We start from the raw sequence: 23,814 nt of genomic DNA, 5'->3' as shown, positions 1-23,814 counted from the left end.
CACATGGAACACTTGATTGAAACGAAGCGATTGTCATTGCATATCAATTCATTAAAAGGACAGAAACAAACGATTCTTAAGGATATACATTTATCGATAAAGCGTGGGGAATTCGTGACCATTATGGGACCCTCTGGATGTGGAAAAACATCCTTACTTTATCAGCTTAGCGGCATAGAAACAGCTTCAACAGGAGAGATCAATTATAAAGGCCGATCACTATCAGAAATGACAGAAAAACAGTTAAGTGCTCTGCGCTTAACTGAGATGGGATTTGTCTTTCAGCACAGCCACTTATTAAAAAATCTTAATCTATTTGACAACATCATTACAGCAGCTTATTTAGCAAAGAAAAAGCCAAGACAAGAAGTGAATGAACGAGCTCAATATTTAATGGAAAAACTTGAAATTGATCATTTGGCAAATAGATATTTGACAGAAGTATCGGGAGGACAGCTTCAAAGAGCCGCTATCTGCCGAGCGCTCATGAATGAACCAGACATACTTTTCGCTGATGAACCAACAGGTGCTCTTAATTCCAGTACAACAAAGGAAGTGATGAATATTTTTTCAAGAATCCACTCTGAAGGAGCAACACTGCTACTTGTTACACATGACCCCAAGGTGGCTCTTCGTTCTGAAAGAATCATGTTTATGAATGACGGAGAAATGGCAGACAGTTTACAATTAGGAAGATATGACCGTTCAACTGTCGAGAAACGAGAAATGAGATTAAATCATTGGCTGCAAGATTTAGGTTTTTAATTTGAGTACAAACAGGCAGGAGACTGCCTGTTCTACTTTTTCTGGCACTCAAACGAGTAATCCATAGACAAACTATTTGTTTCTAAGATGATTTTGCCGCCAGCTTGTTGACAAGATTCTGTCAGCAGCTCAATTTCTTTGCTATAAAAGTATCTCTTTGACATATATAGAGTCACTAAAACAAGTAACAGAGTCGTGATAATGACTGTGATTTGTCTGTTTAAGCTTTGAAATCTTTTTTTCATTTCAACATCCTTTCTAAAAGGTCGGAGTTTGTGTTTAATACTTACTTTTGTCGTCATCTATCAGTTTCTTATCTCATGATCTAGCAACATCATACCTGATTTTCTTTCCTAGATCGACCTTCCATTTTCCCTCTGAAATAGCTAAAATTTCTTTTTTTCAAATATACGAGTGTTATTTTCGTTCATTATCATAAAATCCATTGTATAAATCCCTTTTTTAGATTTCCAAAAAGAGATCTTATTCATTTGTGTTAACAAGCAATCACCCTTACAATATCGTACATCGCATGACCTTAGGTCCTTTTTATTACCTCTTGTCAATCACCTCACCGAAACGATTATATTTTACCAAAAATTGTGATATCGTTTTTTATGAAACAGGTGAAAGGATCTTAACGAGGTGAAATTTCCATGGCTATCATTTCTGCTGAACAGGTGGGGAATCGTTTAAATGATTGGAGAATTGCAATTCGCAAGCACGATGTACACAGTGCAAAAGCAATGTATACAGAAGTAAAGGAATTACTTCAAAAAATGGAAGAGAATCAGGAGGTCTTGACCTATTACTCATTGCTAGAAGGCAAGTATAAGCTCATGTTATATGAACGAAGAGGTACAAAACTAAAGGAACAGACAGAACCAGATTGCCCCTCTAAAACAAACGACTTAATTGAATACTATTTTTACCTATACAAAGCCCTTTACGCGTCATATAAAAGAGACTATGCATCAGCCATTGGACTGTTTAAAATTGCCGAGAAAAAACTACAACACATTCCTGATGAAATAGAAGTAGCAGAATTCCATACGAAAATCGCCAACTTATATATGCTGCTTCGTCAAAGCATAATTTCTCTGCACTACATTCAGAATGCAATTGATATTTTCAAAAGCCATGAAGGATATGAGAGAAGACTAGCTGCAGCCTTTGTCATCGCCGCTGCTAATTATATGGACATTGGCGACTTTATAAGGGCAGAAAATTATTACAAAAAAGCATTACACATCGCAGACAGTCTCAATGATCATTTTCTAACATCACAGCTTTATCATAATATCAGTATTTTGTACGCCGAAGCTGGCGAATCAAAAAAATGTATCGATGCCCTAGAAAAGGCTCTTAGTGACGAAGACTATCTCTCATCGTGTTACTTCCATCACTCCATGTACATGTTAATGAAAGAGCTGCTCTCTATCGATGAAAGGACACAAGCTCTCTATTACTTCGAATTGGTTAACCAAAAACATGAATCAGAGAAATGCCCCATCTATACAGCAAAAATGAATTTGCTGTACCATTTATATTTCACTGAAGATATGGCTCAAAAAGCTCAAGCCTGTTTCGATGAAATCAGCATTCTTAAAAAATTAAAAGACGCTGAAGGAATCTGTGAATTAAGTGCATTAGCAGCAAAACACTTTGAAGAGCAGGGAACAATTCATCAAGCCTATCTCTTTTTAAAGGAAGCTGATCGCATGAAACATCCTATCATTGACTGGGGGAATTCTAATGAAAAAAATGAGTTTATTGATTATCACTTTGACCATCGTTGTTTTAGGACAAACAGGGACTTTCAATTCATTAAATGATGAAAATGGTACAACAGAACGACCTATCGGAACTTAATATAAACATTTTCCAAATAAAGAACCACTCGCCTCATCAAGGCAAGTGGTTCCACATTTATTTTAGTTGCTGATAAGAAATGAGGCGGTGTATATGTACCGCAAGATAAGTCAGCTCATCATTAGGAATGACGATACTATGCACCTGTTTAATATAGTCTTTGATCTTAAAAGCAACATCCATCGCTTGAGGATATAAATGTGCAATTTGTTCAAATAACTCATTTTCCTGATCTGATAATAATTTATCAGCATAAAATCTCTCTACAAAGAATTTCACATGTGTAATGAACCGACTGTAATGAATATTCTCTTGATCCATTTTCATATTCAACGTATAGCGCACAAGATTAACAATACTTCCGATCATCTTGGCGTATTTCATACCATCTTTCGACTCGGACTCTTCACCTAATGCATTAATCAAGTGGAAGGCGATATTGGCAGCTTCTTCTTTTGGTAATTGTATGCCCAATGTGTCATTGACTAACTCAAGTGCGTAATTCCCTACTTCAAATTCTTCTGTATAGTAATTTTTGATTTCCCAATACACACGATTCGTAATATTAATATTCTTTTTATGTCGTTCCACTGCAAAATTCAAATGATCCATTAAGGTAAAATAAACACCTGAATTTAAAGTTGAGCTTAAACGTTTTTCTGCATATTGGACAATTTGCTGAGTTAAATCGATAAACTCCTGAGGCATTGAATCTAACAATTGAAGAAATTCTTTTGCTCTCATGTTATCGACTGACATAAAGACTTGGTCCGCTTTTTTCTCTTCTATCATTTGACCTGGTTTCTGGCCATAGCCAATTCCTCGGCCGAACAAAACCATCTCCTGTTGGTTCTGATCTTCAGCCAGGACCACGCTCGAGTTTAAAACTTTTTTGATTTTAAACATCGTCATCACCTGTTTTCATGATTGTGGTGTTTAATCAAGCGATTCACCATTTGTCTCAATGACTTTTTGGTACCAATAAAATGAATCTTTTCGAGATCTTTTTAATGTCCCGTTCCCGTCATCATCTTGATCTACGTGAATGAAGCCGTACCGTTTTGACATTTGTGATGTACCTGCACTAATAATATCAATCGAGCCCCAGCTCGTATATCCAAAGAGATCGACGCCTTCTTCAATGGCTTCTCTCATTTGACGGAAATGCTCTTTGAAATAGTTAATACGATAGTCGTCATGGATTGAACCATCACTTTCAACTATATCCTTTGCACCCATGCCGTTCTCGACAATGATAAGAGGTTTTTGATAGCGATCATACAATTCGATCAAAGAAATTTTCAGACCAACCGGATCAATTTGCCAGCCCCAATCAGTTGAAGGAAGATAAGGGTTTTTGACTCCACGAATGGTATTCCCTTCTGTCTCTTCTAATCCATCTTGGGCTGATTCCGTTAAAGACATATAGTAGCTAAATGAGATAAAATCTACTGTGTTTTCTTTTAAAATGGTAAGATCATCTGCTTCCATATGAATATGAATATCTTTTCTCTCAAGCATACGCTTGATCAGTGGCGGATACTCGCCAAACACCTGAACATCTGCATAGAAATAGTTTTCTAAGTTTTGTTTCAAAGCTTGTTCTACATCATTCGGGTGGCACGTATGCGGATACGTTGTCAATTTTGTCAGCATACATCCTACCTGGCTGCCTGGAATGATACGATGGCAATCTGCTGTTACGAGAGCAGATGCAACAAATTGATGATGAAGTGCTTGGTACACCGTCTCTTCTACTTTTCCTTCTGGGCAGCGATCAGGAATAATTCCCGCTGTAATGAAAGAGTGGCGGTGAATACTATCAATTTCATTAAAGGTAAGCCAATATTTCACATCATCTTTATAACGTTCGAAACAAACATTGGCGAATTTCACAAAGAGGTCAATTACTTTTCTTTCAACCCAGCCGTTATATTTCACACTAAGGGCTAAAGGCATTTCATAATGAGAGAGAGTCACGATCGGTTCTATGTTGTGTTTTTTCATTTCTGCAAAGACACGATCGTAAAATTGCAGCCCTTTTTCATTCGGTTCCGCTTCTTCTCCAGTAGGGAAGATACGACTCCATGCAATAGAAATTCGAAGTGTTTGAAATCCCATTTCAGCAAAGAGAGCCAAATCCTCTTTATAGTGATGATAGAAATCGACACCTCTGCGTTTTGGGTATTTTTTATCGTCTGGATCTTTCATCGCACGATCTATATTTTCAGTGGTAACTGCAAGATGGCCTTCATAATCTTCTACACTCAAGTTGGAACGGTACATTGCAATATCTGCAACAGACGGTCCCTTTCCATCTATATTCCAGGCGCCTTCTGCCTGGTTAGCAGCAATGGCGCCGCCCCATAAAAATCCTTTTGGAAAACCTTTGATTTTTGTCATATGATTAGCCTCCTAATTGTGTAACAACCATCAATGTATCTTGACGATTGACCTCTTGTAATGGCTGTACCTTAATATCATATTGATCTGTATTTGTGACTACAGCAAGTGTTACTGGATCATATCCTGCTTCCATGATTTTTTCTAGATCAAATTCAATCAATAAATCACCCGCTTGAACACGATCTCCAGCCTGTACTTTTGGATGGAAATACTGCCCTTCCAACTGAACGGTGTCAATGCCGATGTGGAATAATACTTCAACTCCATGGTCCGTTTTCATACCAAGTGCATGGTTTGTTTCGAACAGCAAGGTTACCTCTCCATCTACAGGTGCATAAAGTGCTCCTTTTGAAGGTACAATGGCAATTCCTTCTCCCATGACCTTTGAAGAGAAAATATCATCTTTCACTTCAGATAGAGAGATCATTTGGCCAATCACAGGGCTCTTGAATGTTTCTCCTGCTCCAATTTTTTCAGCAAACCCAGCTTGGTCCTTTGTCTTTTCTTCTACTGTTCGATCTTTACCTAATACAAAAGCAGCGATAAAGGCTACAATAAACGAAATGACCGCTCCAATGATAGCAAACATCAGATTTCGCGGTAGCTCATCTGATATAAACATCGACATGCTTGCTAAACCAGGGCCAACAAGCACAAAGGCTTGTATACCAACTAATCCAATGAAAATTCCGCCAACAAACGAACCAATCATGACACTTCCTAGAACTCGCTTATTTTGCAGTGTCACACCATACAACGCTGGCTCTGTGATGCCAAAAAAGGCTGATATCCCTGCCGAAATGGCTGTTGATCTAAGTACCTTGTCTTTTGTTCGAAGTGCCACAGCGAAACACGCTCCACTTTCCGCAATATTATGCGCAAGTGATGCCGGCAAATAAAGTGCTTCTTTCCCAAGGGTTCCCATCGTTGTGACTGCATAAGGAACCATTGCTTTATGCATGCCTGATGCCACCATGAATGGGAGGACCGCTGCTAAAATGGCGACAGCTACCCAGCCTACCGTATTAAACATCGAAAGAATAATAGATGAAAAACCTTGCCCCGCTGTAAAACCAATCGGTCCTAACAGAAGTAGCGTAACTGGTACAGTAATGACCAATGACATCATCGGAACGAAGAAAATCCGAATTGGTTTTGGTGAAAACCGTGTAAAGAATTTTTCCATTTGCGCGTAAAGCAATACAGAAAGGATTGCCGGAAACACTTGATACGCATAAGCTATATTTTTCACATCAAATGACAGTAATTGTGCACCTTCTGTAAGCATCGCCGTCATGTTCGGCAGAAGAAGCGCACCGACTGCTGATAGTGCGACCAGTGGGTTTACTTTTAGTTTATTCGCCGTCGTTACAGCAACTAGTAAAGGCAGAAAGTAAAGTGGTGCGTCACCTACCATGTTCAGTATTTGATAGGTTTGTCCCTTTGCATCCATCCAGCCTAATAAAGAGAAAAGGAGAAGAAATGATTTTAAAATTCCTCCGCCTGCGATAGCTGGTACAAGCGGCTGAAAGACACCGACAATGAAATCTAACAGAACTGTGCCTGCTTTTCTTTTTTCTTTTGGCTGATTGGATGGCACGTCTTGGCTTGATGAGCTGCTGCCTATTAAATTTGTTACCTTTTGATACACTTCAATGACGTCATTCCCAATGACTACTTGGCATTGTCCTGTCATTCTGACAGCTATGACACCCGGTGTTTTTTCCAGTGCTGGTACATCTGCTTTTTTCTGATCAATGAGTGTGAAGCGAAGTCTTGTTGAACAATGCTCAAGGTGCGCAATGTTTTCTTTGCCACCTACATGCTGTAAAACGTCTTTGGCAACTTGTGTGTAATTCATTTTTTCTCCCCCTTTTCTCATACACGAGACCTATATTTTGGCAATAAAAAAAGGACCTAAAACGACAAATAAAAGAAAAATTCATCGTTTTTAGATCCTGCCTGCATAACCAGTCACATGTCTAATTTATTCATATTGGATTTATTTTTAGTATATACGTATTATATGAAAGCGTCAACATTTATTTTTCTAAAAATTATTAGGGTCTATATACCTAAAATGCTTTTCTCTATTCACTTATAGGAAACCTTCTACTCTTTTGTTCCTTCTATCATCAATCAACAATATTTTTCTCCACAAAAAACCAGATAAGTTGATTCACTCATCTGGTTTAAATTCATCTATTTTTTCTTTTCTTCTACCCTCTTTTTAAATGCTTTCGCTTGTTTTTCATGCTCCTTTTTCGTGACAGCTTTTAACTCTATTGAATCGCCTGTCATGATATATGGTTTAGGGAATTTTTTATATTCCTTCCTCGTAAAAGCTTTTAACTCTACTGTACCGTCTGTCTTTTTAATTGGCAGCTTTACTGATTTTGCATCTCGATCAGTCGAACCTATAATGACACCATCTTCAATTATAGGATCATAGCTCATTTCGAAAAATCCTGCCCCATCAGTAAAGCCCCCGACCTCTATTTTCATTTCTTTATAGGGCTTACAACCTTCTTCAGAAACAGTTGTTATTAAAAAGGAGCCGTCCCATCCATTCTCAACATGCATGCTTTCCACTTGTAAAAATAGTTGTTTATCCTCTGCCGTATATAGAAAACCATATACTTTCGCCACTTTATCCCTGAAGTGTCTCATATTTTCATAATATCTAGTTTCTGATGAATCAACTAGATTTTGATGTCGATTTTGAATCTTTTTTTGATACGTATCTAGCTTTTTTTGATTGATTGCTTTATAAATCGTGCTTTGCTTCTCGCCTTGTTTTTTCACAGAAAGGTTTTTCCCCGAAAAATGAACTTCGTATATGATCGTTTCTTTTCCTTTTTTCATTTGAAATTCATACCCATTTTCTTTTGAATGGCCGGTTATGACATATTGTTTTTTATATAATTGAGGGTCCCACCAAATTTCTTCTATATAGCTTTCATTCAAATGACCTGTTACTTTGCCTTTATTCTCAGATATCTCGAACCAGTTCAGTCTATCCTTAGTTTTATACGCAAATGCATAGGAATGATTCAATGAATTTTTTTGTGCGATTGCTTGATATGCTGTCCAGCCGCCTCCACCCAAGATGAGTATGGCTAGGATAGACACGACCCAGATTTTCAATTTGCACATACGTACCTCCTCTAATATTTAATTTGAGAAATCAACATCAACAATATTTTACCATATATTCAACTAAATTCTTATTTACTTAAAAATAGATACTAGAAAATTTAGATAAGTATTTTAGTAATTATATCTTACATCTATGCAAATAATATCCTTTTTTTCATGGAGAATTCAGATATGTTATTAACCCTTATTCACCTGGTCCAATACGATCTATTTTTTCGTTTCTTCAGCCTGCTTTTTAAATGCTTCCGTTTGCTCTTGATATTCCTCTTTCGTGACAGCTTTAAATTCTATTGTACCGCCTGCCATTTTAAAGGGAAATCTAATTGATGTTGCGTCTCGGTCAGTTTCTCCTAAAATAAAACCCTTTTCAATTGCAGGATAAGTACTCAAATCAAACATTATCCCATCTGAAACACCGCCGGCTGTATGTTTCGTTTCTTTATAAGGTGCTCCACCATCTCCTGGGACCGTTCTCATCAGAAAAGAACCTGCCCATTCAGACTGCATATACATTCGTTTTACTTTTAGAAATAGCTGGTATGAACCATCCTCTGCCGTATACAGATAACCATAAGCGCCCGTTACTTTCTTAATGAAGTTTCTTACATAATCATGAAATCTATTTTCAGTGTCCTCCATCAGTTCTTCATATCGGTCATGAATGTCCTTTTGAACAGCACGTAGTTTTGTTTGATCAACTGCTTTGTATGTGATGCTTTGTTTTTCACCTTGTTTTTTCACAGAAAGATCTTTTTCAGCAAGGTGAACTTCATATGTGACCGTCTTTTTCCCTTGCTTCACTTGAAATTCGTAACCGTTTTCAATCGTTTTGCCGGTTAATTTATATTTGTTGATAAATAGATTAGGATCAAAATGCCTTTTTGGGTTTTCCTCCAAAATGGTTTCATTCAGATGACCTGTTACTTTCCCTTTTTTCTCCGTTACTTTGAACCAGTTCACATGATTCTTGGTCTTATATGCAAAGGCGTAAGATTGATTCAATACACTCTTTTTTGCATTTGCTTGATATGCTATCCAGCTGACAGCACCCATGATTAGTACCGCTAGAATTGCCACGATCCAGATTTTCGATCTATTCATACATACCTCCACCGACAGAATTTCATTTTTTCTATCAATATATGAGTGAGTCACCTCCTTTATCGAATTTATTTTTCAACAACCCCTTGTATCTGCCACTCCCCATCATATATTATATATCTAAATGATATATCTTTTAGATAGGTGTGCTGATATGAAAAAATACAATGATACGACGTATGCGATTTTAGGTATTTTAACGACAGATTGTAAGTCAGGGTACGAAGTGAAGCAATTAATTGATAGGAGCTTGCATCATTTTTGGAAAATCAGTTATGGACAAATTTATCCAGCTTTAAAGCTAATAGTCGAGGAAGGCCTTGCGGAGGTTTCACCTGCTGCTAGCTCTGGTCGCTCAGACAAGCGGGAATATCATTTGACTGAAAAAGGACTGGACACGTTAAGAGAATGGCTGGCGCAGCCGCTCGATCAGTTACCAACAGAGCGGAATGAGGTGTTATTAAAATTATTCTTCGGTCAATATCTTTCGTTTGAGAAAAAACTAGCGCTTTTACAGGATTATGAGAGGCAGCTCCGTATTCGTTATGAGACATATGTTGCGATTGAACAAAACATTCAAGAACTGTACCCAGATGAAGCGGATGCGAAGTATTGGCTGTTTACTTTAGATTATGGGAAAAGAGTGGCTCAAGCTGGAATTGATTGGTGCGTGGAGACATTCCATTCGATGAAGAAGGAAGGGTAAATGAATGAAAAAAGACATACGTGCTGGCAGATTTACAACGGACAATTCTGATTCGATTGTGGTGTTCATTATCGGAATGAGGATCAACAAACGCTGGGCCATTCATCAATGGATGCCTGTGTTCATGTCGATGCCTGGCATGATCAAGGAGCTGTATACCCATCAAGAGGAGCTAGGGTTTCTTGGGACAGAAAATTACTTTGGATTACGCACGACAGCGATGATTCAATATTGGAAATCAACAGATGACCTCCTTGCCTATGCCAAGATGGAGAAGCATTTGGCTGCTTGGAAAAGATTTAACCAAATGGCACGAAATAATGATGCGGTGGGCATCTATCATGAAACATACCAAATTCAAGCCGGCTCGTATGAATCCATCTACGTGAACATGCCTTCCTACGGACTGAGCCAAGCGAGAGCGCCTATTCCAATTGATAAAGGAAAACAAACAGCGAAGGAACGGCTGAATACAACAAATTCCTAGAGAGCGATTCTCTAGGAATTTCTTTTTGCAACAGATACAAAATGCTTTAATATGCGGGCTGTTAATCCCCATATGGTGTAGTTTTCATAATCATAAAACCATTCCTCAATCGACCGGCTCCCCCAGCTGTATTTTTCACCATTCATGATTTTTTCATAAGGGAAGTCCTCTCCTGGTGTTGGCTGAACGGATACATGATGTAGGTACGGCTCATATTGGCTGAGCCATGATAGAGGCACGGTAAAGGTCTCTTCTACTTCTTCTTGATTATAGGAGTGTTTCACTTTTTGCTCATCAATGATACCGACATATGGGTATACGACGAAGGATGGAGAAGCGATATAAGGACTGAGCTGTCCAAGGACATCGACCGATTCTGGCGGAATGCCCAACTCTTCATGTGTTTCTCGCAGTGCAGCCTCCTGTGCTGTTTCGCTGCCGTCGAGCTTGCCCCCAGGAAAACTAATATCACCCGGCTGTTTTCTCATGGTGAACGATCGTACCTCAAATAATATATGCCATTCTCCATTTACTTGTACTAAAGGGATCAGGACTGCTGCTTTGAACGCTGTCTCTTCTCCAATGAACAACGGTTGTGATTGATGTAAGTCATTTTTTAATTGATCAATGAACACGGCCATCACCTGTTTTCTGTTTCTCTTTCCTTTAGCGTATCATGGTTCACCTTTTCAATAAAGATGATCTTTCTGACAATTATTTTTATCAATTTGACAACTTTACTTGTCAAATTGAATATAATGCTTTACAATCAAGGAAAGATTTCAATTAAAACTTGAGGTGACAGAATGAAAAATCGGTTAAAAGAGCTTCGTGCGCGTGATGGTTTAAACCAAACTGAGCTTGCGAAACGTGCAAAGGTCTCTCGTCAAACCATCAGCTTAATGGAACGTGATGAATTAATGCCGTCTCTCTTGCTCGCTGTTAAGCTTTCACGAATTTTTCAGGAACCCATTGAACGTATTTTTCTATTCGAGGAGGATGAACTATCATGAAAACTGTATACAAAATGCTCTTAGGTGCTCTCCTTGGCTTTCTCGGTGCTTACTGTCTGCTGGCAGCCGAATTTGAGATGACACTTATTGATATTGCATTTGAAGCGACTCTTGTCATCAGTGGAGTGACAATTTTATTGATTATTTATTGTTTTTCAGGGATTTCACGTATGAAAAAAAGAGTGTCTCTTTCGGTCTCTGGAGATGAGGAAGATGAACTGGAGGCTAAGCAATATCGGACCTTTACTGATTCGACATTAGCCAATACGGTGAGTACGATTTTGTCCATTATTGCCATCGGTATAACCATCGTCACCGAGCAGCCACTCTGGTTGATTCTGGTCAATGCTGCTTTATTTATCGTCACCATTATCAGTTCTTATGTAGCGATATCCGTTCTTACACTTGTCTATCCTAATCGCAATCTGCCAAGTCCGTCCGACAAAGACTATAGTAAAAAGCTGCTCGCCATTTCAGACGAAGGGGAAAAGCATGTCATGCTTGGCGGACTGTTTCACACGTATCAAATGATGAATATTCTATTGACTAGTGCCATGTTTATTTTGATTGTGTATTCGCTTGGAGCCAATCACTCTCAACTATTCTCGATCGTGGTCATTGGGATTGTTTTGATCATTTTGAATGCAAATTATGTGTTGAGGATTAGAAATCGTTAAATGATAAAAAGCACAGCTCTGTCAAAAGGCTGTGCTTTTTCCGTCCGTTACGATGCACGGCGTTTCTTTCGTGCATAAATCAAAAATAAGAAACCAAACCATACCGGTGTTAATAGCAACGCAGGACGTGTTGCATCTGCGAAGAGCATGATCACGAGAATGGCTGCAAAGAGCGCAAGAACGCAAATATTCACAAAAGGTGTGAACGGTGCTTTAAAGGTAGATGCTGCATGCAGTTCAGGCCGTGTTTTTTTATATTTCAAATGACAAATTAAAATAATACTCCATACCCAAATGAAACAAATGGCACTGATCGTGGTAACAATCCCAAAGGCTTGTTCGGGAATCAGCTTGCTTAAAAGTGCACCGACCGATACTACAATCGTTGAAACGAATAGCGCATTACTCGGGACAGCGTGCTTGTTCAAACGTCCAAAGGAAGCTGGCCCCTGCTTTTGATGACTGAGATTATACAGAATACGGCTTGTCGAGAACATGCCGCTATTACAAGCTGATGCCGCAGACGTCAACACAACAAAATTGATAAGCCCCGCTGCTACTGGTATCCCAATGAGCCCAAAGGTTTTCACAAAAGGACTTTCTGATGCACTGAGCTCAGACCATGGGTTGATACATAGTAAAACAAAGATCGCACCCACATAGAAAAATAGAATTCTTAATGGAATCTTATTAATCGCAGAGGGAATGTTTTTTTGCGGATTAGCTGTTTCTGCTGCGGATACGCCAACCAGTTCAACTCCCACATACGCAAAAATCACCATCTGGAATGACAGCAAGAAGCCTGTGACACCATTCGGGAATAACCCGCCATGAGACCATAAATTCGTTACTGTCACCGGTCCGGCATCGGTTTGAAAACCAATGATTAAAAGAACAATTCCAACACCGATCAGTAATAGAATCGTAATCACTTTAATGAGTGCAAACCAAAATTCCATTTCTCCGAAAAGCTTCACCGTTAATAGATTCAATCCTAGTAAAATCAACAAACAAATGATAGCAGGAATCCATTGCGGGATATCAAACCAATACTGCACATACACTCCGACCGCAATGACATCCGCCATCGCTGTCATAATCCAGCAAAACCAATAGGTCCACCCTGTCACAAAAGATGCCCACGGGCCGAGATAGTCCTCTGCAATATCGGTTAATGACTGATAGCCCGCCTTCGATAAAAGCAATTCTCCAAGTGCCCTCATGACAAAAAAGATGGCCATTCCGACAATTAAATAAGCAAAAATGATTGATGGACCTGCCAATTGAATGGCTTTTCCAGAGCCTAAAAACAGCCCTGTTCCAATGGTTCCGCCAATAGCAATCAATTGTACATGACGGTTTGATAAATCTCGTTTTAATTCTTGTTGTGCCAATGCTAACACCCTCCTACGACACGATCTTATACTGAAATAATGAACTCTTTAAAAAGTCCATAAAAAAAGAGATTGGATGCGCTCCAATCTCACGGTCATAAAAGAATAGCAAAATAGAGAAAAGTAATACACGGCATCATCCATGCATCACAAATACAATATTTCGTACTCTTCTGTCCTTTTGCCTGAGATTGTGAACCCTTCGGCGCCGCACATACATGCGGTCTCTCCAGAAGCTGCTCCTGCTATAGTGTGACCCACAGCAATCATAGCCTTCGTTATTTAATTAAAATGTTGCTATTTCTGAATAATTTTATATTTTACGCCTCAATCAGAAAGCTGTCAATGGTAATCTTTTATGATTTACGGTGATACCCATATGTCTTCACTTCATCAATCCCCCCTAATTCATGTATAATAAACCAAAAGATGTTCGGCTCGTCTGATGGAGAAATCCCTCTTGATCATGAACAAAGTTAGGCAATCCATTGAAGTTGGTGAAGATAAATGAAAAAAATGAACAAACAGCGTGTCACATTACAGGAAGTCGCCAAGCATGCCGGTGTCTCGACTTCAACGGCATCACTCGTTGTTCGAAATAATCCTAGAATTTCTGAAGCCACTCGAAACAAAGTGCTTCAATCCATGGAAGACTTAGGGTACGTATATGACCGCGTAGCTGCCAACATGCGGTCAAAAAGCTCAAATATCGTTGGTGTGATTGTGACGGATATTTCTAACACCTTTATTTCGGAGTTTTTAATTGGCGTGCAAACTACGCTTGAATCACTGGGCTATACTGTTTTACTTGGTACAACCTTTGACAGTGTCGATAAACAGGAGCGGCTCATTTCCACCATGGTAGAGCACCGAGTGGGCGGAATTATTTTAAACCCAGCTTCGAAAAGCTCTGCTCGAACCGTCAAACAATTAAATCAAATTCGCACCCCAAAAGTACTTGCAAATCGTGAGTTATCAGATGTGCAATGTGATTATGTCGGTGTTGATTATGAACAAGGCACTTGGATGGCCATTCATCATCTTCTTCAGAAGGGGCATCGACGTATCGCCTTCTTAGGCGGCATCAAGACCTCATCGACTTGGATTGAGCGGATGAAAGGTTTCAAAAGAGCTCATGACGAAGAAAATGCGGCAATTGATGATTCCCTTATTATTGATATCGTACCTACTCGTGAAGGCGGGAAAGAAGCACTCGCTCAAGTCATGGATCAATCCGAGCCTCCTACCGCTATTTTTTGTTTTAGTGACTTAGTTGCATTTGGAGTCATGCAAGAACTGTCAGCACGGGGCATCCAGCCTGGTGAAGATATTGATGTGGTTGGATTCGATAATGTTCCTGAAGCGGAGATGTACCATCCGCCGCTCACCACTGTTTCTTCCTTCCCCCGATCCATCGGGGCAAAAGCAGCGAACCTTTTATATCATAAAATGCACGAGCAGGATGAAGAGCTGCAGCGATTGATTTTAAAGCCTCAACTTCATATTAGAGAAACCTCTCCATCATGATGAAAAGAGAATTGTGTGCAGCAATTCTCTTTTTTTATTGAACAAGTCAACTATTTCTTTGTTTCATTTTTCTTTTTTTAAATCACAAAGTCATAAACTTGACACATTTAAAATGCAGGAGTATATTTATCTCGTTGCTTCTTTTAGTATATCGTTATACCTATTTCGTTCTATCGTTATTTCTATCAAAAAACAGTTAAAAGTGATTTTTTATGATTCTGATCAAATCATGAAGTTTCACTTCCTAATCAAGGCTGTTATTATTTTTTACATTTTAGTAGAACGATGTACTTGATTGAAGAACAGATGAATATTCATTATTTTTTCATCAATAAGGGGTGTTGTGATGGGCTTCATATTATTCATTTTGAAGGAAACAATAACAAAGGGTATACAACGAATTTGACCTTAAAGGGGTTTCAAATATAGGAGTGGGAACATGAAAAATCCTTATATTAAATCGTCACTTGGCATGTATTTAAACTACTTCATGCTTGGCATGATCAATATTATTGTAGCTTCCAACATGGACAGCTTATCTGAACGCTACCATGTAGATATTCCGAAAATCAGCTTGCTTGTATCGGCGATCGGAATTGGTAAACTCATTGCTCTCTTTTTCTCAGGTCGGTTAGCCGATAGCTGGGGACGTAAGCCTGTCATTATTACAGGAAATTTTCTTTACTTATTATTCTTAATCGGTATTCCAACGACAACGAGTTATACACTGGCATTTATCTTTGCGATTTCAGCAGGTATTGCCAACTCACTGCTTGATTCAGGAACCTACCCTGCTTTGACAGAGTCATTTCCGAAAAAGGCAAGTTCGGCTTCTGTTTTAGTAAAAGCGTCTGTATCCATTGGGGCGACTGTTCTTCCATTTATCTTGGCGTACCTAGTGGCACATGACATCTTCTGGGGCTGGGCGTTCTTTGGACTAGGGCTTCTTTATTTACTTGTAGGAATTTACTTAATCTTTATGCCATTCCCGAACCATAAGCAAGTTTCTTCACAAGCTGCTCTTCCAGTACAAGACCAGCTGAAGGAAGAACCAAAAATGCTTGGCGAAGGCTTAGCTGTTGTACTTATGGGATTCACGTCGACTGCATTGTTTGTCGTATGGCAGACATGGCTTCCACAGCTCGGGTTAAAATTAATCGGACTTGGTACAGAACAAGCTACACAGCTTCTATCTTATTTTAGTATTGGGGCACTCGTATCTGTTCTCTTGCTTTCGATCGTCTTAGATAAATTCATTTCACCGATTATGGTGGCAATCATTTATCCAATTGGGGCGTTCCTTGCAATGCTTTCACTTTTCCAAATCGAAACGTACAGCATTGTCATTGTCAGCACCTTCTTCTTAGGGCTATTTACAGCAGGAATCTTCCAGCTTGCGATGAGTATCATGATGAAATTGTTCCCGACAAACAAAGCAACGGCTTCATCCTATGTCAACATTGCGGCAAGCTCAGCGTTTATTCTCGTGCCGCTCATTACAAGTGGGCTGGTCAGCACGTACGATATTAAAATGACGTTATTCTTCGATATGATCATTGCGGTTATTAGCGTATTACTAGCGGTCTTTGTTCTTGGACGCATGAAAAAATTATTTAGATAACTAAAGGAGATGTCAATCATGACAAACATACATGAACGAAATATTGATGGAAAAACAAAATTAGTCGGTCTTCTTGCTACACCAATCGGACACAGCCTTTCACCACGTATGCATAACCTTGGCTATACACTAACAGGTATCAACTATGCTTACCTCGCATTTGAAGTAGGGAATGATGAACTAGAAGCAGCCGTAAACGGTATGAAAGCAATGGGTGCAGCTGGATTTAACGTCTCTATGCCGAACAAAATGAAAGTACTAGATTACTTAGACGAACTAGATGATTCTGCAAGATATACACGTGCAAGTAACACTGTAGTAAACAAAGATGGTAAGCTCATCGGCTACAACACAGATGGTCTTGGATATGTGAGAAACTTGATTGAGCATGGCGTTGAATTAGCCGGCAAAAAAGTCACACTTGTTGGCTCTGGCGGCGCGGCAACTCCGATTGCGATTCAGCTTGCACAGTCCGGCATTCGTGAAATTAGTATTTTTGCTCGTAATGACCAATACTTCGTTCAAGCAGAAGAAAATGTAAATTACATCAACAACGAAATGAAATCTTTCGGTGTCAAAGCAAACATTTTCCCACTTGAAGACAAAGACGCGTTCCGTCGTGAAGTAGCAGAAAGTGCGATCCTGGCAAACGGGACAAGCCTTGGCATGAAACCACTAGATCAGCTCAGCATTATCGATGATACACTTGATGTACTTCGTAAAGATTTGATCGTGACAGATGTCGTATACAACCCGCAAAAAACAAAGCTTCTTGCACAAGCACAGGAAGCTGGCGCCAAAACGATTAACGGTCTTGGAATGATGTTATGGCAAGGTGCACTTGCTTACAAACTCTTTACTGGTGAAGATATGCCAGTTGATCAAGTAAAACAAATCCTTTTTGAAAATGACCGTTTCTAAAACAAAAGAAAGACGACTTCCTAAGCGGAGGTCGTCTTTTTTTAATCATGTACCATAACTTGACGGTAGCGATACAGGATATACAGTGCGCCGATAATGGCTGCAACAGCCACCACTGCATCGAACATAAAGATTTGTAAAATGGACGCGTGACTCTGAATTAACCCTGTTACGACCGGGATGACGATAGCCGACACGCCGCCCGCTGTGGAGATAATCCCAGTCATCGTCCCTTTGTTTTTCCAGAAGAATTCAGCCATCACAGTTAACGTTAGCTGAAAAACTCCTGCTGTTGAAAACCCTAATACAAAAGCATTGACGGTTCCTATCACTGGGGATTTCACGACCAAGAGCACACAAATAGAAACAAGTGTAATGATTGGATAGATCAACAGCACAGTGACCGGACGGACAAAACGGCGCAACAGAAACGCAAGCATCACAACAGACAGCAGCCCGCCCATGCTATAGTAACTGAGCAGTTTCACAGCACTGCCCGATGCCATCCCCAAGATGGCCTCACCGTACGTAGGAAGCCAAATTTGCGGCAGCGCATACAGCCCATTTGATGTAAAGCTGATTAAAATGAGTGCGATCCCTTCCCTCCAAAATGTAGGCTCTGTCGAGAAGCGCGGAAGTCCATCATGCTCCGTTACCTGGACTTGCTCCACCTTGCGATGATTCGGAAATGGTAAGGTCCACAGCATCAAGACATTTACAAGATAGATCAGAGCAGGAACAAAAAATGAAATTCCATAAAACAAATCATGCTCTGCTAAAAAGAAAATCGCCAGTGGCAAAATGGTTGCCCCAATGGAGATAAAGGCCTTCACCATCACATTCGCAGATCCTGAGTTTTGCGGAAAAGCCTCCATTAACGCAGGATACGTTCCTGCATCCATTGCCGAATTCGCAACCCCTGCCAAAATCGCAAACGCAAACGCGATTTGATAATTCGGAGACAATGGGATTCCGATGAGGAACACCGCCATCAGCACACCAGAAACCAAAATGACCGGCTTTCGCCCAAAACGATCTGACAGTACGCCTGATAAACCATACGTGAGCACCCTGCCAATGCCAAGCGCCGAAATCATATAACTAATTCCCGCACTATTGGTATCTAATTGTTTGATTAAAAATGGCATATTTGAAGCCAAAATAATATTGACCATACCTAATAAAAAGTAATTAATATACAGACTAGAAGCCGTTCTCACATACGGATTCCTCATCCTGACACACCCCTCAACACCATCGCAATGAAGTGACAAATAATGGTTACGCTTACAAAATCTCATATGTGAGGAAGAACAGCTTTGCAGCCTTCACGTTCATACATCTCATCATGTCATGCAGCTCACAGCTTACACGCCCTTCATGTATCAAGCATTTCTTCAATTTTTCACTGCTCTTATTTTATACGAATGAGAAAGGTAAAGATAGTGAATTGCTTAAATTTGAGGGGAATTCATCGATCAAGCGTATGACACCATCGATAGAAAAAAGGAGTGGTTAGCTGCCACTCCTTAACTGATGTCTCATTTCTGTTCATCGTTCATTTTCAACCCATTTTGACGAATGACTTCTTGATACCAGTAAAAGCTTTTTTTAGGTGTTCGATTTAACGTTCCGTTTCCATCGTTATCTTGATCAACATGGATAAACCCATATCGCTTTTCCATTTCAGATGACGAGTAACTAATTAAATCAAGAATTCCCCAGCTGGTGTAACCTATTAATTCGACTCCATCCTCAATGGCTTCCAGCATTTGCTGGAAATGCTGCTCATGATAGCTAATCCGATAATCATCATTTATCTTTCCATCTTCTACCTTGTCGTATGCACCTAATCCATTCTCAACTATAAATAGTGGTAGTTGATAGCGATCGTATAAATCATTTAAAGAGATACGAATTCCAATCGGGTCGATCTGCCAGCCCCATTCACTCACTTCTAAATATGGGTTTTTCACACCACCTATTGTATTGCCGCTGACAGTTTCCATGCCTTCACTATTTTCAGTAGCAACCAAGGAATTGTAGTAACTGAATGAAATAAAATCAACCGTATGCACCTTTAATAATTCGTCATCTCCCAGCTGTTTCTCAATGTGAATGTTTTTTTCTTTAAACAGTCGATTGATAAAACGCGGATACTCACCACGCACCTGTACATCTGTAAAAAACATATTAAACTGATTGTTCTTTGATGCCTTCAGAACATCCTTTGGATTACAAGAATACGGATATGTTGTTAATTTCGTCAGCATACACCCTATTTTTGCCCCTGGGATCATTTCATGACAATATTTAACGGCCAAAGCACTTGCAACAAATTGATGATGCAATGCTTGATAAACTGCCTGTTCTACATTGTCAAAGCGCTCTGAAACGATTCCACCACTTGTAAATGGATGTCGGACAATACTATCAATTTCATTGAAAGTCAGCCAATACTTGACTTTATCTTTATATCGATCAAATACAACTCGACTAAATTTCACAAAGAAATCAACGACAATGCGATGAGACCATCCTCCATATTGATTCACTAAGTATAGCGGCATTTCATAATGAGATAACGTAACGAGTGGTTCAATATCATGTTTCTTCATCTCATCGAATAGGCGGTCGTAAAATAATAATCCCGCTTCATTTGGCTCTTCTTCATCACCGTTTGGAAAAATACGTGTCCATGCAATCGAGACACGTAACGTCTTCAATCCCATTTCTTTGAACAGCGCCATATCTTCAGGATAACGATGATAAAAGTCTACACCTCTTCGTTTCGGATAACCTTCAGCGGTATCTGCACGCATCGCTTGCTGAATTTGTTCTTCATCCACTTTGTTGTGCTTTTTATAATCAGACTTACTGAGACCTTTTTTAAAGATCGCCACATCAGCAGTGGATAGCCCTTTTCCGTCTACATTCCATGCGCCTTCTGCTTGGTTTGCCGCGATGGCGCCTCCCCATAAAAATCCTTCTGGAAATTTCCTGATTTGATTAGACATGTTTCTTCCTCCTCAAGACTATGCGTTATTTCTTTGAACCACTCGATTGACATGAATAATTAAATACATTTTTTCGTCACTGGAAATCGTGTAATCCACACTTGTTTTAATATATTTCTCGATTTTCTCCACACATTTTACTTCTTCAGGATACTTCCTCATGATTTGATCAATTAGATCGTGATCATCTGTTTCAAGCATTTTGTTCTCAAGTAAACGTTGAACAAAGAACTGTAAATGTGTTAAAAACCTGGAGTAATTAATCGTATCTGTCGGAATGTCGATCTTATAATGCATTTTGATAATATTTAAAATGTCTTTGACCATATTGGTCATCATCACGATTTGATTTAAATTATCTTTAGTCTGCTGCGCATTTACTAGATGAAATGCAATATTCGCCGCTTCTTCTTCAGGCAGCTGAATGCCTAACTGTTTTTCAATCAGCTCTAGTGCATGCAGACCAATGCTAAATTCGTCAGGGTAAAATTTCTTCACTTCCCACAGCAGGCGATTTTGTATCGTTAAATTTTCCTTAAAGCGCTTCGTAGCCATGAAAAGGTGATCCGTTAAAGAAATATAAAGATGCTCATTTAGGTGTGTAGATAAACGGCGCTTCGCATAGGATATAATCTCATCTGTCATGATTAAAAATTCCTCTGGGGTCTCCCTCATAAGCTCAGCTAAATCATTAGACGTACTTTGATCTTCTAGCACATAGATCTTTTGAATATCGGACTCTTGAATAAGACTGCCTGGCTTATTTTTAAATCCAATGGCTTTACCCATTACGATGATTTCTTTACCGTCATCTCTTTTAGCGAGAACCACACTGGTATTCAGCACTTTTATAATTTCCATACCATATCACCTTCCTGGATACATTCAAAATCGATTTATAAGACCGTTAAAAGTGGCTGCTGATGACCAGAAACAGGATTCGTTTTTCCCTCTTGAGGTAAAATTTCTAAATAATCAGCTGTATTTGTAATAATGACTGGTGTTGTTGTATCATAGCCAGCCTTTTGTATATTCTGTTGATCAAATTCAATCAGAAGTTGACCTAGTTTCACTGTATCACCTTTTTGAACATGTGAAGTAAAATATTGCCCATTTAAGTTCACGGTATCAATACCAATATGAATCAGAACTTCCACACCAAGGTTGGATTTTAAACCAATGGCATGATTTGTATGGAAAATCATTTCTACTTGTCCATCAAAAGGAGCAAATACTTTCCCTTCACTAGGTTGAATCGCTGCCCCTTTCCCCATCACTTCTTCAGAGAATACTTTATCATTCACTTTTGCTAAAGGAATGATGTCTCCTTTCATTGGTGCATAAATGACTTCACGATTTCTTGTGCTTTCTGATGTGGAAACAGGCTCATTTTTCTTCTCGATGTTTTCAGTTTCTGCATCTTTAAAGCCGATGATGTAAACAGCAATAAACGCGATGACCGCTGCCATGACTGCACCAATAATAGCAAACGTAAAGTTTGAAGTCCCTTTTTCAATAAAGATTGGCATTGTTGCAATACCAGGTGAAACCATGACAAACGCCTTTAGCTTAATCAATCCAACAAAAACACCTGAAACCCCTGCTCCAATCATACATGCGAGTAATGTTTTCTTAAGTTTTAAATGAACGCCGTATAATGCAGGTTCTGTTATACCAAATAAAGCAGAAATTCCTCCGGACATCGCAATTTGTTTTAACTTAGGATCTTTGGTTTTAAATGAAACAGCCAAAGCACCTCCACCTTGCGCAAAGTTCGCCGCTAACATAGCGACCCCAATGAGAGCATCGTATCCAGGCGAAGCAAGAGAGGCGATAACAACTGGATAGAACACCTTCTGCATCCCAAACATGACGATAAAAGGTAAGAAAACGGCTAAAATCGCAACAGCTGCCCATCCCGCAGTTTGCTGGATCCATAAGACCCCTGCAGCTAAGCCTGCACCAAGATACATACCGAGCGGCCCTAAAAACAGTAAACCAATCGGAGCGACAATAATCATCGTAATTAAAGGAACCATAAAGATTTTGACCGGTCCCGGTGATAATTTATCTGCCAGCTTTTCTACATATGACATCAGCCAGACAATGAGTATGATCGGAATAACCGATGCACCATAAGAAACAGCTTTTAGTGGGATGCCCGCAAAGACAACTGGATCACCACTGCTAAACAGGGCTGTTAAGTTCGGATGTAACAATACTCCAGCCAAAGCCATTGATACCATAGGGTTTGTGCCAAATTTCTGTGAGCTTGTATAGGCTAACAAAATAGGTAAGAAGAAGAACGCTGCATCTGAGATGATTTTCAATACCAAATAGGTTTGGCTGTCTTCTTTCATCAAGTTCAGCATCGGCAATAAAATTAATAGAGCCTTCAACATTCCTGCACCAGCGATCGCAGGGATGATCGGTGCAAAAATGCCAGTGATCAAATTGGCAAAACGATTGAAATATCCTTTCAAGCTATGATCTTTATTCTGTACAATCTGTCCGCTTGCTTCCGGATTTTGATCAATCAGTTTTGCAAACTCTTTATAAACATAACCCACATCATTTCCAATAATAATTTGATACTGACCTGCTGTATCTGCTACTTGAATGACGCCATCAAGACGGCTAATTTCTTCAGAGTTTGCGCGTGAAGAATCTTTTAAAGTCAGCCTTAATCTCGTCATACAGTGGATGGCATTTTGAACATTTTCGCTTCCGCCAATATGTTTTAGAATGTCTTGAGCTAAGTCTTTATGATTCATTAAAGTCACCGCTTTCATTTTTGATTATAGGCGCTCAGGGAACAAAAAAAGACCTGGATTGGGTGGGAATATACAAATACAGATATCCCATCCAATCTAGGTCTTGCCTGCCGAACAGTAACACGCCTTATTGAATGTACGCATTATTCTATTTTTAAATTTTCATCGTTTCATGAAACCGCTTTTAACATGTTAATATCTTTATAGTAATTAATTATCTTCACAAAAGCAATGTTTTTCTTACAAATCAAATAATAAATTTATCAAATATAGATCAAAGAGCACTAATATATCATCTAATCGTACCTTTTTAGGATTCATATTGAAGGCGAGAGGTATAGTTTTAACTAGAACAGTCAGGTGTTACATTTTTT

Annotated in this window: 21 protein-coding genes and 1 riboswitch; of the genes, 9 read left to right on the top strand and 12 right to left on the bottom strand. The window is 39.3% G+C overall.

Features of this window, described 5'->3' with window-relative positions:
- The first annotated feature begins 3 nt into the window (after nucleotides 1-3).
- Nucleotides 4-765, top strand: coding sequence for an ABC transporter ATP-binding protein (locus AMR95_RS12060; RefSeq protein ID WP_058838392.1), 762 nt, complete (start codon nucleotides 4-6; stop codon nucleotides 763-765).
- 32 nt (nucleotides 766-797) lie between these two features.
- On the opposite strand, the gene AMR95_RS12055 is transcribed toward AMR95_RS12060, so the two are convergent.
- Nucleotides 798-1,010 carry a hypothetical protein gene (locus AMR95_RS12055; protein ID WP_058838595.1) on the bottom strand — a complete coding sequence of 71 codons (213 nt, stop codon included), beginning with the start codon at nucleotides 1,008-1,010 and terminating at the stop codon, nucleotides 798-800.
- A 411-nt stretch (nucleotides 1,011-1,421) separates the two neighbouring features.
- On the opposite strand from AMR95_RS12055, the gene AMR95_RS12050 reads away from it, so the two are divergent.
- Nucleotides 1,422-2,600 (top strand): Rap family tetratricopeptide repeat protein, encoded by a 1,179-nt coding sequence (locus AMR95_RS12050; protein WP_058838391.1) that lies wholly within the window; start codon nucleotides 1,422-1,424, stop codon nucleotides 2,598-2,600.
- A gap of 94 nt (nucleotides 2,601-2,694) precedes the next feature.
- On the opposite strand, the gene AMR95_RS12045 is transcribed toward AMR95_RS12050, so the two are convergent.
- From AMR95_RS12045 to AMR95_RS12025, 5 genes are all read right to left on the bottom strand, one after another.
- A complete protein-coding gene (locus AMR95_RS12045) occupies nucleotides 2,695-3,543 on the bottom strand; it encodes a PRD domain-containing protein (protein ID WP_058838390.1) in 849 nt (282 codons plus the stop codon).
- 30 nt (nucleotides 3,544-3,573) lie between these two features.
- Nucleotides 3,574-5,040, bottom strand: a complete 1,467-nt coding sequence (locus tag AMR95_RS12040; protein WP_058838389.1) for a glycoside hydrolase family 1 protein — start codon at nucleotides 5,038-5,040, stop codon at nucleotides 3,574-3,576.
- 4 nt (nucleotides 5,041-5,044) lie between these two features.
- The gene (locus AMR95_RS12035) at nucleotides 5,045-6,904 is read right to left on the bottom strand and encodes a beta-glucoside-specific PTS transporter subunit IIABC (protein WP_039182734.1); all 1,860 of its coding nucleotides are present in this window, start codon (nucleotides 6,902-6,904) and stop codon (nucleotides 5,045-5,047) included.
- Nucleotides 6,905-7,245: 341 nt separating this feature from the next.
- A complete protein-coding gene (locus AMR95_RS12030; protein ID WP_058838388.1) occupies nucleotides 7,246-8,199 on the bottom strand; it encodes a hypothetical protein in 954 nt (317 codons plus the stop codon).
- A 210-nt stretch (nucleotides 8,200-8,409) separates the two neighbouring features.
- Nucleotides 8,410-9,303: a hypothetical protein gene (locus tag AMR95_RS12025; protein ID WP_058838387.1), complete on the bottom strand. Its 894-nt coding sequence runs from the start codon at nucleotides 9,301-9,303 to the stop codon at nucleotides 8,410-8,412.
- Nucleotides 9,304-9,457: 154 nt separating this feature from the next.
- Between AMR95_RS12025 and AMR95_RS12020 the strand changes: the two genes are divergently transcribed.
- Both AMR95_RS12020 and AMR95_RS12015 read left to right on the top strand, forming a co-directional pair.
- Complete coding sequence (locus AMR95_RS12020) at nucleotides 9,458-10,009, top strand: PadR family transcriptional regulator (protein WP_047203745.1); 552 nt, start codon at nucleotides 9,458-9,460, stop codon at nucleotides 10,007-10,009.
- 4 nt (nucleotides 10,010-10,013) lie between these two features.
- Entirely contained in the window at nucleotides 10,014-10,496 is a 483-nt protein-coding gene (locus AMR95_RS12015) for a DUF4188 domain-containing protein (protein ID WP_058838386.1), read from the top strand.
- 11 nt (nucleotides 10,497-10,507) lie between these two features.
- Here AMR95_RS12015 and AMR95_RS12010 read toward each other — a convergent pair whose 3' ends face one another.
- Entirely contained in the window at nucleotides 10,508-11,131 is a 624-nt protein-coding gene (locus AMR95_RS12010) for an NUDIX hydrolase (protein WP_058838594.1), read from the bottom strand.
- Between the two features lie 171 nt (nucleotides 11,132-11,302).
- On the opposite strand from AMR95_RS12010, the gene AMR95_RS12005 reads away from it, so the two are divergent.
- Nucleotides 11,303-11,509, top strand: a complete 207-nt coding sequence (locus tag AMR95_RS12005; protein WP_003215336.1) for a helix-turn-helix transcriptional regulator — start codon at nucleotides 11,303-11,305, stop codon at nucleotides 11,507-11,509.
- Nucleotides 11,506-12,186 (top strand): DUF3169 family protein, encoded by a 681-nt coding sequence (locus tag AMR95_RS12000; RefSeq protein ID WP_058838385.1) that lies wholly within the window; start codon nucleotides 11,506-11,508, stop codon nucleotides 12,184-12,186. The genes AMR95_RS12005 and AMR95_RS12000 overlap by 4 nt, the downstream gene beginning before the upstream one ends.
- A gap of 47 nt (nucleotides 12,187-12,233) precedes the next feature.
- On the opposite strand, the gene AMR95_RS11995 is transcribed toward AMR95_RS12000, so the two are convergent.
- The gene (locus AMR95_RS11995; protein WP_058838384.1) at nucleotides 12,234-13,580 is read right to left on the bottom strand and encodes an amino acid permease; all 1,347 of its coding nucleotides are present in this window, start codon (nucleotides 13,578-13,580) and stop codon (nucleotides 12,234-12,236) included.
- A gap of 163 nt (nucleotides 13,581-13,743) precedes the next feature.
- Nucleotides 13,744-13,823: riboswitch (glycine riboswitch) on the bottom strand.
- Nucleotides 13,824-14,087: 264 nt separating this feature from the next.
- On the opposite strand from AMR95_RS11995, the gene AMR95_RS11990 reads away from it, so the two are divergent.
- The 3 genes from AMR95_RS11990 (at nucleotide 14,088) to AMR95_RS11980 (ending at nucleotide 17,649) form a co-directional block, all read left to right on the top strand.
- Nucleotides 14,088-15,107: a LacI family DNA-binding transcriptional regulator gene (locus AMR95_RS11990; RefSeq protein ID WP_058838383.1), complete on the top strand. Its 1,020-nt coding sequence runs from the start codon at nucleotides 14,088-14,090 to the stop codon at nucleotides 15,105-15,107.
- A gap of 439 nt (nucleotides 15,108-15,546) precedes the next feature.
- Entirely contained in the window at nucleotides 15,547-16,728 is a 1,182-nt protein-coding gene (locus AMR95_RS11985; RefSeq protein ID WP_058838382.1) for an MFS transporter, read from the top strand.
- An 18-nt stretch (nucleotides 16,729-16,746) separates the two neighbouring features.
- Complete coding sequence (locus AMR95_RS11980) at nucleotides 16,747-17,649, top strand: shikimate dehydrogenase (RefSeq protein ID WP_058838381.1); 903 nt, start codon at nucleotides 16,747-16,749, stop codon at nucleotides 17,647-17,649.
- Between the two features lie 41 nt (nucleotides 17,650-17,690).
- Here AMR95_RS11980 and AMR95_RS11975 read toward each other — a convergent pair whose 3' ends face one another.
- The 4 genes from AMR95_RS11975 to AMR95_RS11960 form a co-directional block, all read right to left on the bottom strand.
- A complete protein-coding gene (locus tag AMR95_RS11975) occupies nucleotides 17,691-18,884 on the bottom strand; it encodes an MFS transporter (RefSeq protein ID WP_058838380.1) in 1,194 nt (397 codons plus the stop codon).
- A 306-nt stretch (nucleotides 18,885-19,190) separates the two neighbouring features.
- Nucleotides 19,191-20,666 carry a glycoside hydrolase family 1 protein gene (locus tag AMR95_RS11970; RefSeq protein ID WP_058838379.1) on the bottom strand — a complete coding sequence of 492 codons (1,476 nt, stop codon included), beginning with the start codon at nucleotides 20,664-20,666 and terminating at the stop codon, nucleotides 19,191-19,193.
- An 18-nt stretch (nucleotides 20,667-20,684) separates the two neighbouring features.
- Nucleotides 20,685-21,527 (bottom strand): BglG family transcription antiterminator LicT, encoded by an 843-nt coding sequence (gene licT / locus AMR95_RS11965; protein WP_058838378.1) that lies wholly within the window; start codon nucleotides 21,525-21,527, stop codon nucleotides 20,685-20,687.
- Between the two features lie 35 nt (nucleotides 21,528-21,562).
- Entirely contained in the window at nucleotides 21,563-23,440 is a 1,878-nt protein-coding gene (locus tag AMR95_RS11960; RefSeq protein ID WP_058838377.1) for a beta-glucoside-specific PTS transporter subunit IIABC, read from the bottom strand.
- Between the last annotated feature and the right edge of the window lie 374 nt (nucleotides 23,441-23,814).

This window comes from Bacillus sp. G1(2015b), from assembly GCF_001482475.1.
Classification (GTDB): domain Bacteria; phylum Bacillota; class Bacilli; order Bacillales; family Bacillaceae; genus Bacillus; species Bacillus safensis.
Note: the sequence above shows the minus strand (reverse complement) of the source record. Positions and strands in the feature narration are given on the sequence as shown.

Coding starts and splice junctions, on each gene's coding strand:
- AMR95_RS12050 (WP_058838391.1), top strand. CDS start 1,422: ATGGCTATCATTTCTGCTGAACAGGTGGGGAATCGTTTAAATGATTGG.
- AMR95_RS11985 (WP_058838382.1), top strand. CDS start 15,547: ATGAAAAATCCTTATATTAAATCGTCACTTGGCATGTATTTAAACTAC.
- AMR95_RS11980 (WP_058838381.1), top strand. CDS start 16,747: ATGACAAACATACATGAACGAAATATTGATGGAAAAACAAAATTAGTC.
- AMR95_RS12045 (WP_058838390.1), bottom strand. CDS start 3,543: ATGTTTAAAATCAAAAAAGTTTTAAACTCGAGCGTGGTCCTGGCTGAA.
- AMR95_RS11970 (WP_058838379.1), bottom strand. CDS start 20,666: ATGTCTAATCAAATCAGGAAATTTCCAGAAGGATTTTTATGGGGAGGC.
- licT (WP_058838378.1), bottom strand. CDS start 21,527: ATGGAAATTATAAAAGTGCTGAATACCAGTGTGGTTCTCGCTAAAAGA.
- AMR95_RS11960 (WP_058838377.1), bottom strand. CDS start 23,440: ATGAATCATAAAGACTTAGCTCAAGACATTCTAAAACATATTGGCGGA.
- AMR95_RS12020 (WP_047203745.1), top strand. CDS start 9,458: ATGAAAAAATACAATGATACGACGTATGCGATTTTAGGTATTTTAACG.
- AMR95_RS12055 (WP_058838595.1), bottom strand. CDS start 1,010: ATGAAAAAAAGATTTCAAAGCTTAAACAGACAAATCACAGTCATTATC.
- AMR95_RS11990 (WP_058838383.1), top strand. CDS start 14,088: ATGAAAAAAATGAACAAACAGCGTGTCACATTACAGGAAGTCGCCAAG.
- AMR95_RS12015 (WP_058838386.1), top strand. CDS start 10,014: ATGAAAAAAGACATACGTGCTGGCAGATTTACAACGGACAATTCTGAT.
- AMR95_RS12030 (WP_058838388.1), bottom strand. CDS start 8,199: ATGTGCAAATTGAAAATCTGGGTCGTGTCTATCCTAGCCATACTCATC.
- AMR95_RS12000 (WP_058838385.1), top strand. CDS start 11,506: ATGAAAACTGTATACAAAATGCTCTTAGGTGCTCTCCTTGGCTTTCTC.
- AMR95_RS12005 (WP_003215336.1), top strand. CDS start 11,303: ATGAAAAATCGGTTAAAAGAGCTTCGTGCGCGTGATGGTTTAAACCAA.
- AMR95_RS12035 (WP_039182734.1), bottom strand. CDS start 6,904: ATGAATTACACACAAGTTGCCAAAGACGTTTTACAGCATGTAGGTGGC.
- AMR95_RS12040 (WP_058838389.1), bottom strand. CDS start 5,040: ATGACAAAAATCAAAGGTTTTCCAAAAGGATTTTTATGGGGCGGCGCC.
- AMR95_RS11975 (WP_058838380.1), bottom strand. CDS start 18,884: ATGAGGAATCCGTATGTGAGAACGGCTTCTAGTCTGTATATTAATTAC.
- AMR95_RS12025 (WP_058838387.1), bottom strand. CDS start 9,303: ATGAATAGATCGAAAATCTGGATCGTGGCAATTCTAGCGGTACTAATC.
- AMR95_RS12060 (WP_058838392.1), top strand. CDS start 4: ATGGAACACTTGATTGAAACGAAGCGATTGTCATTGCATATCAATTCA.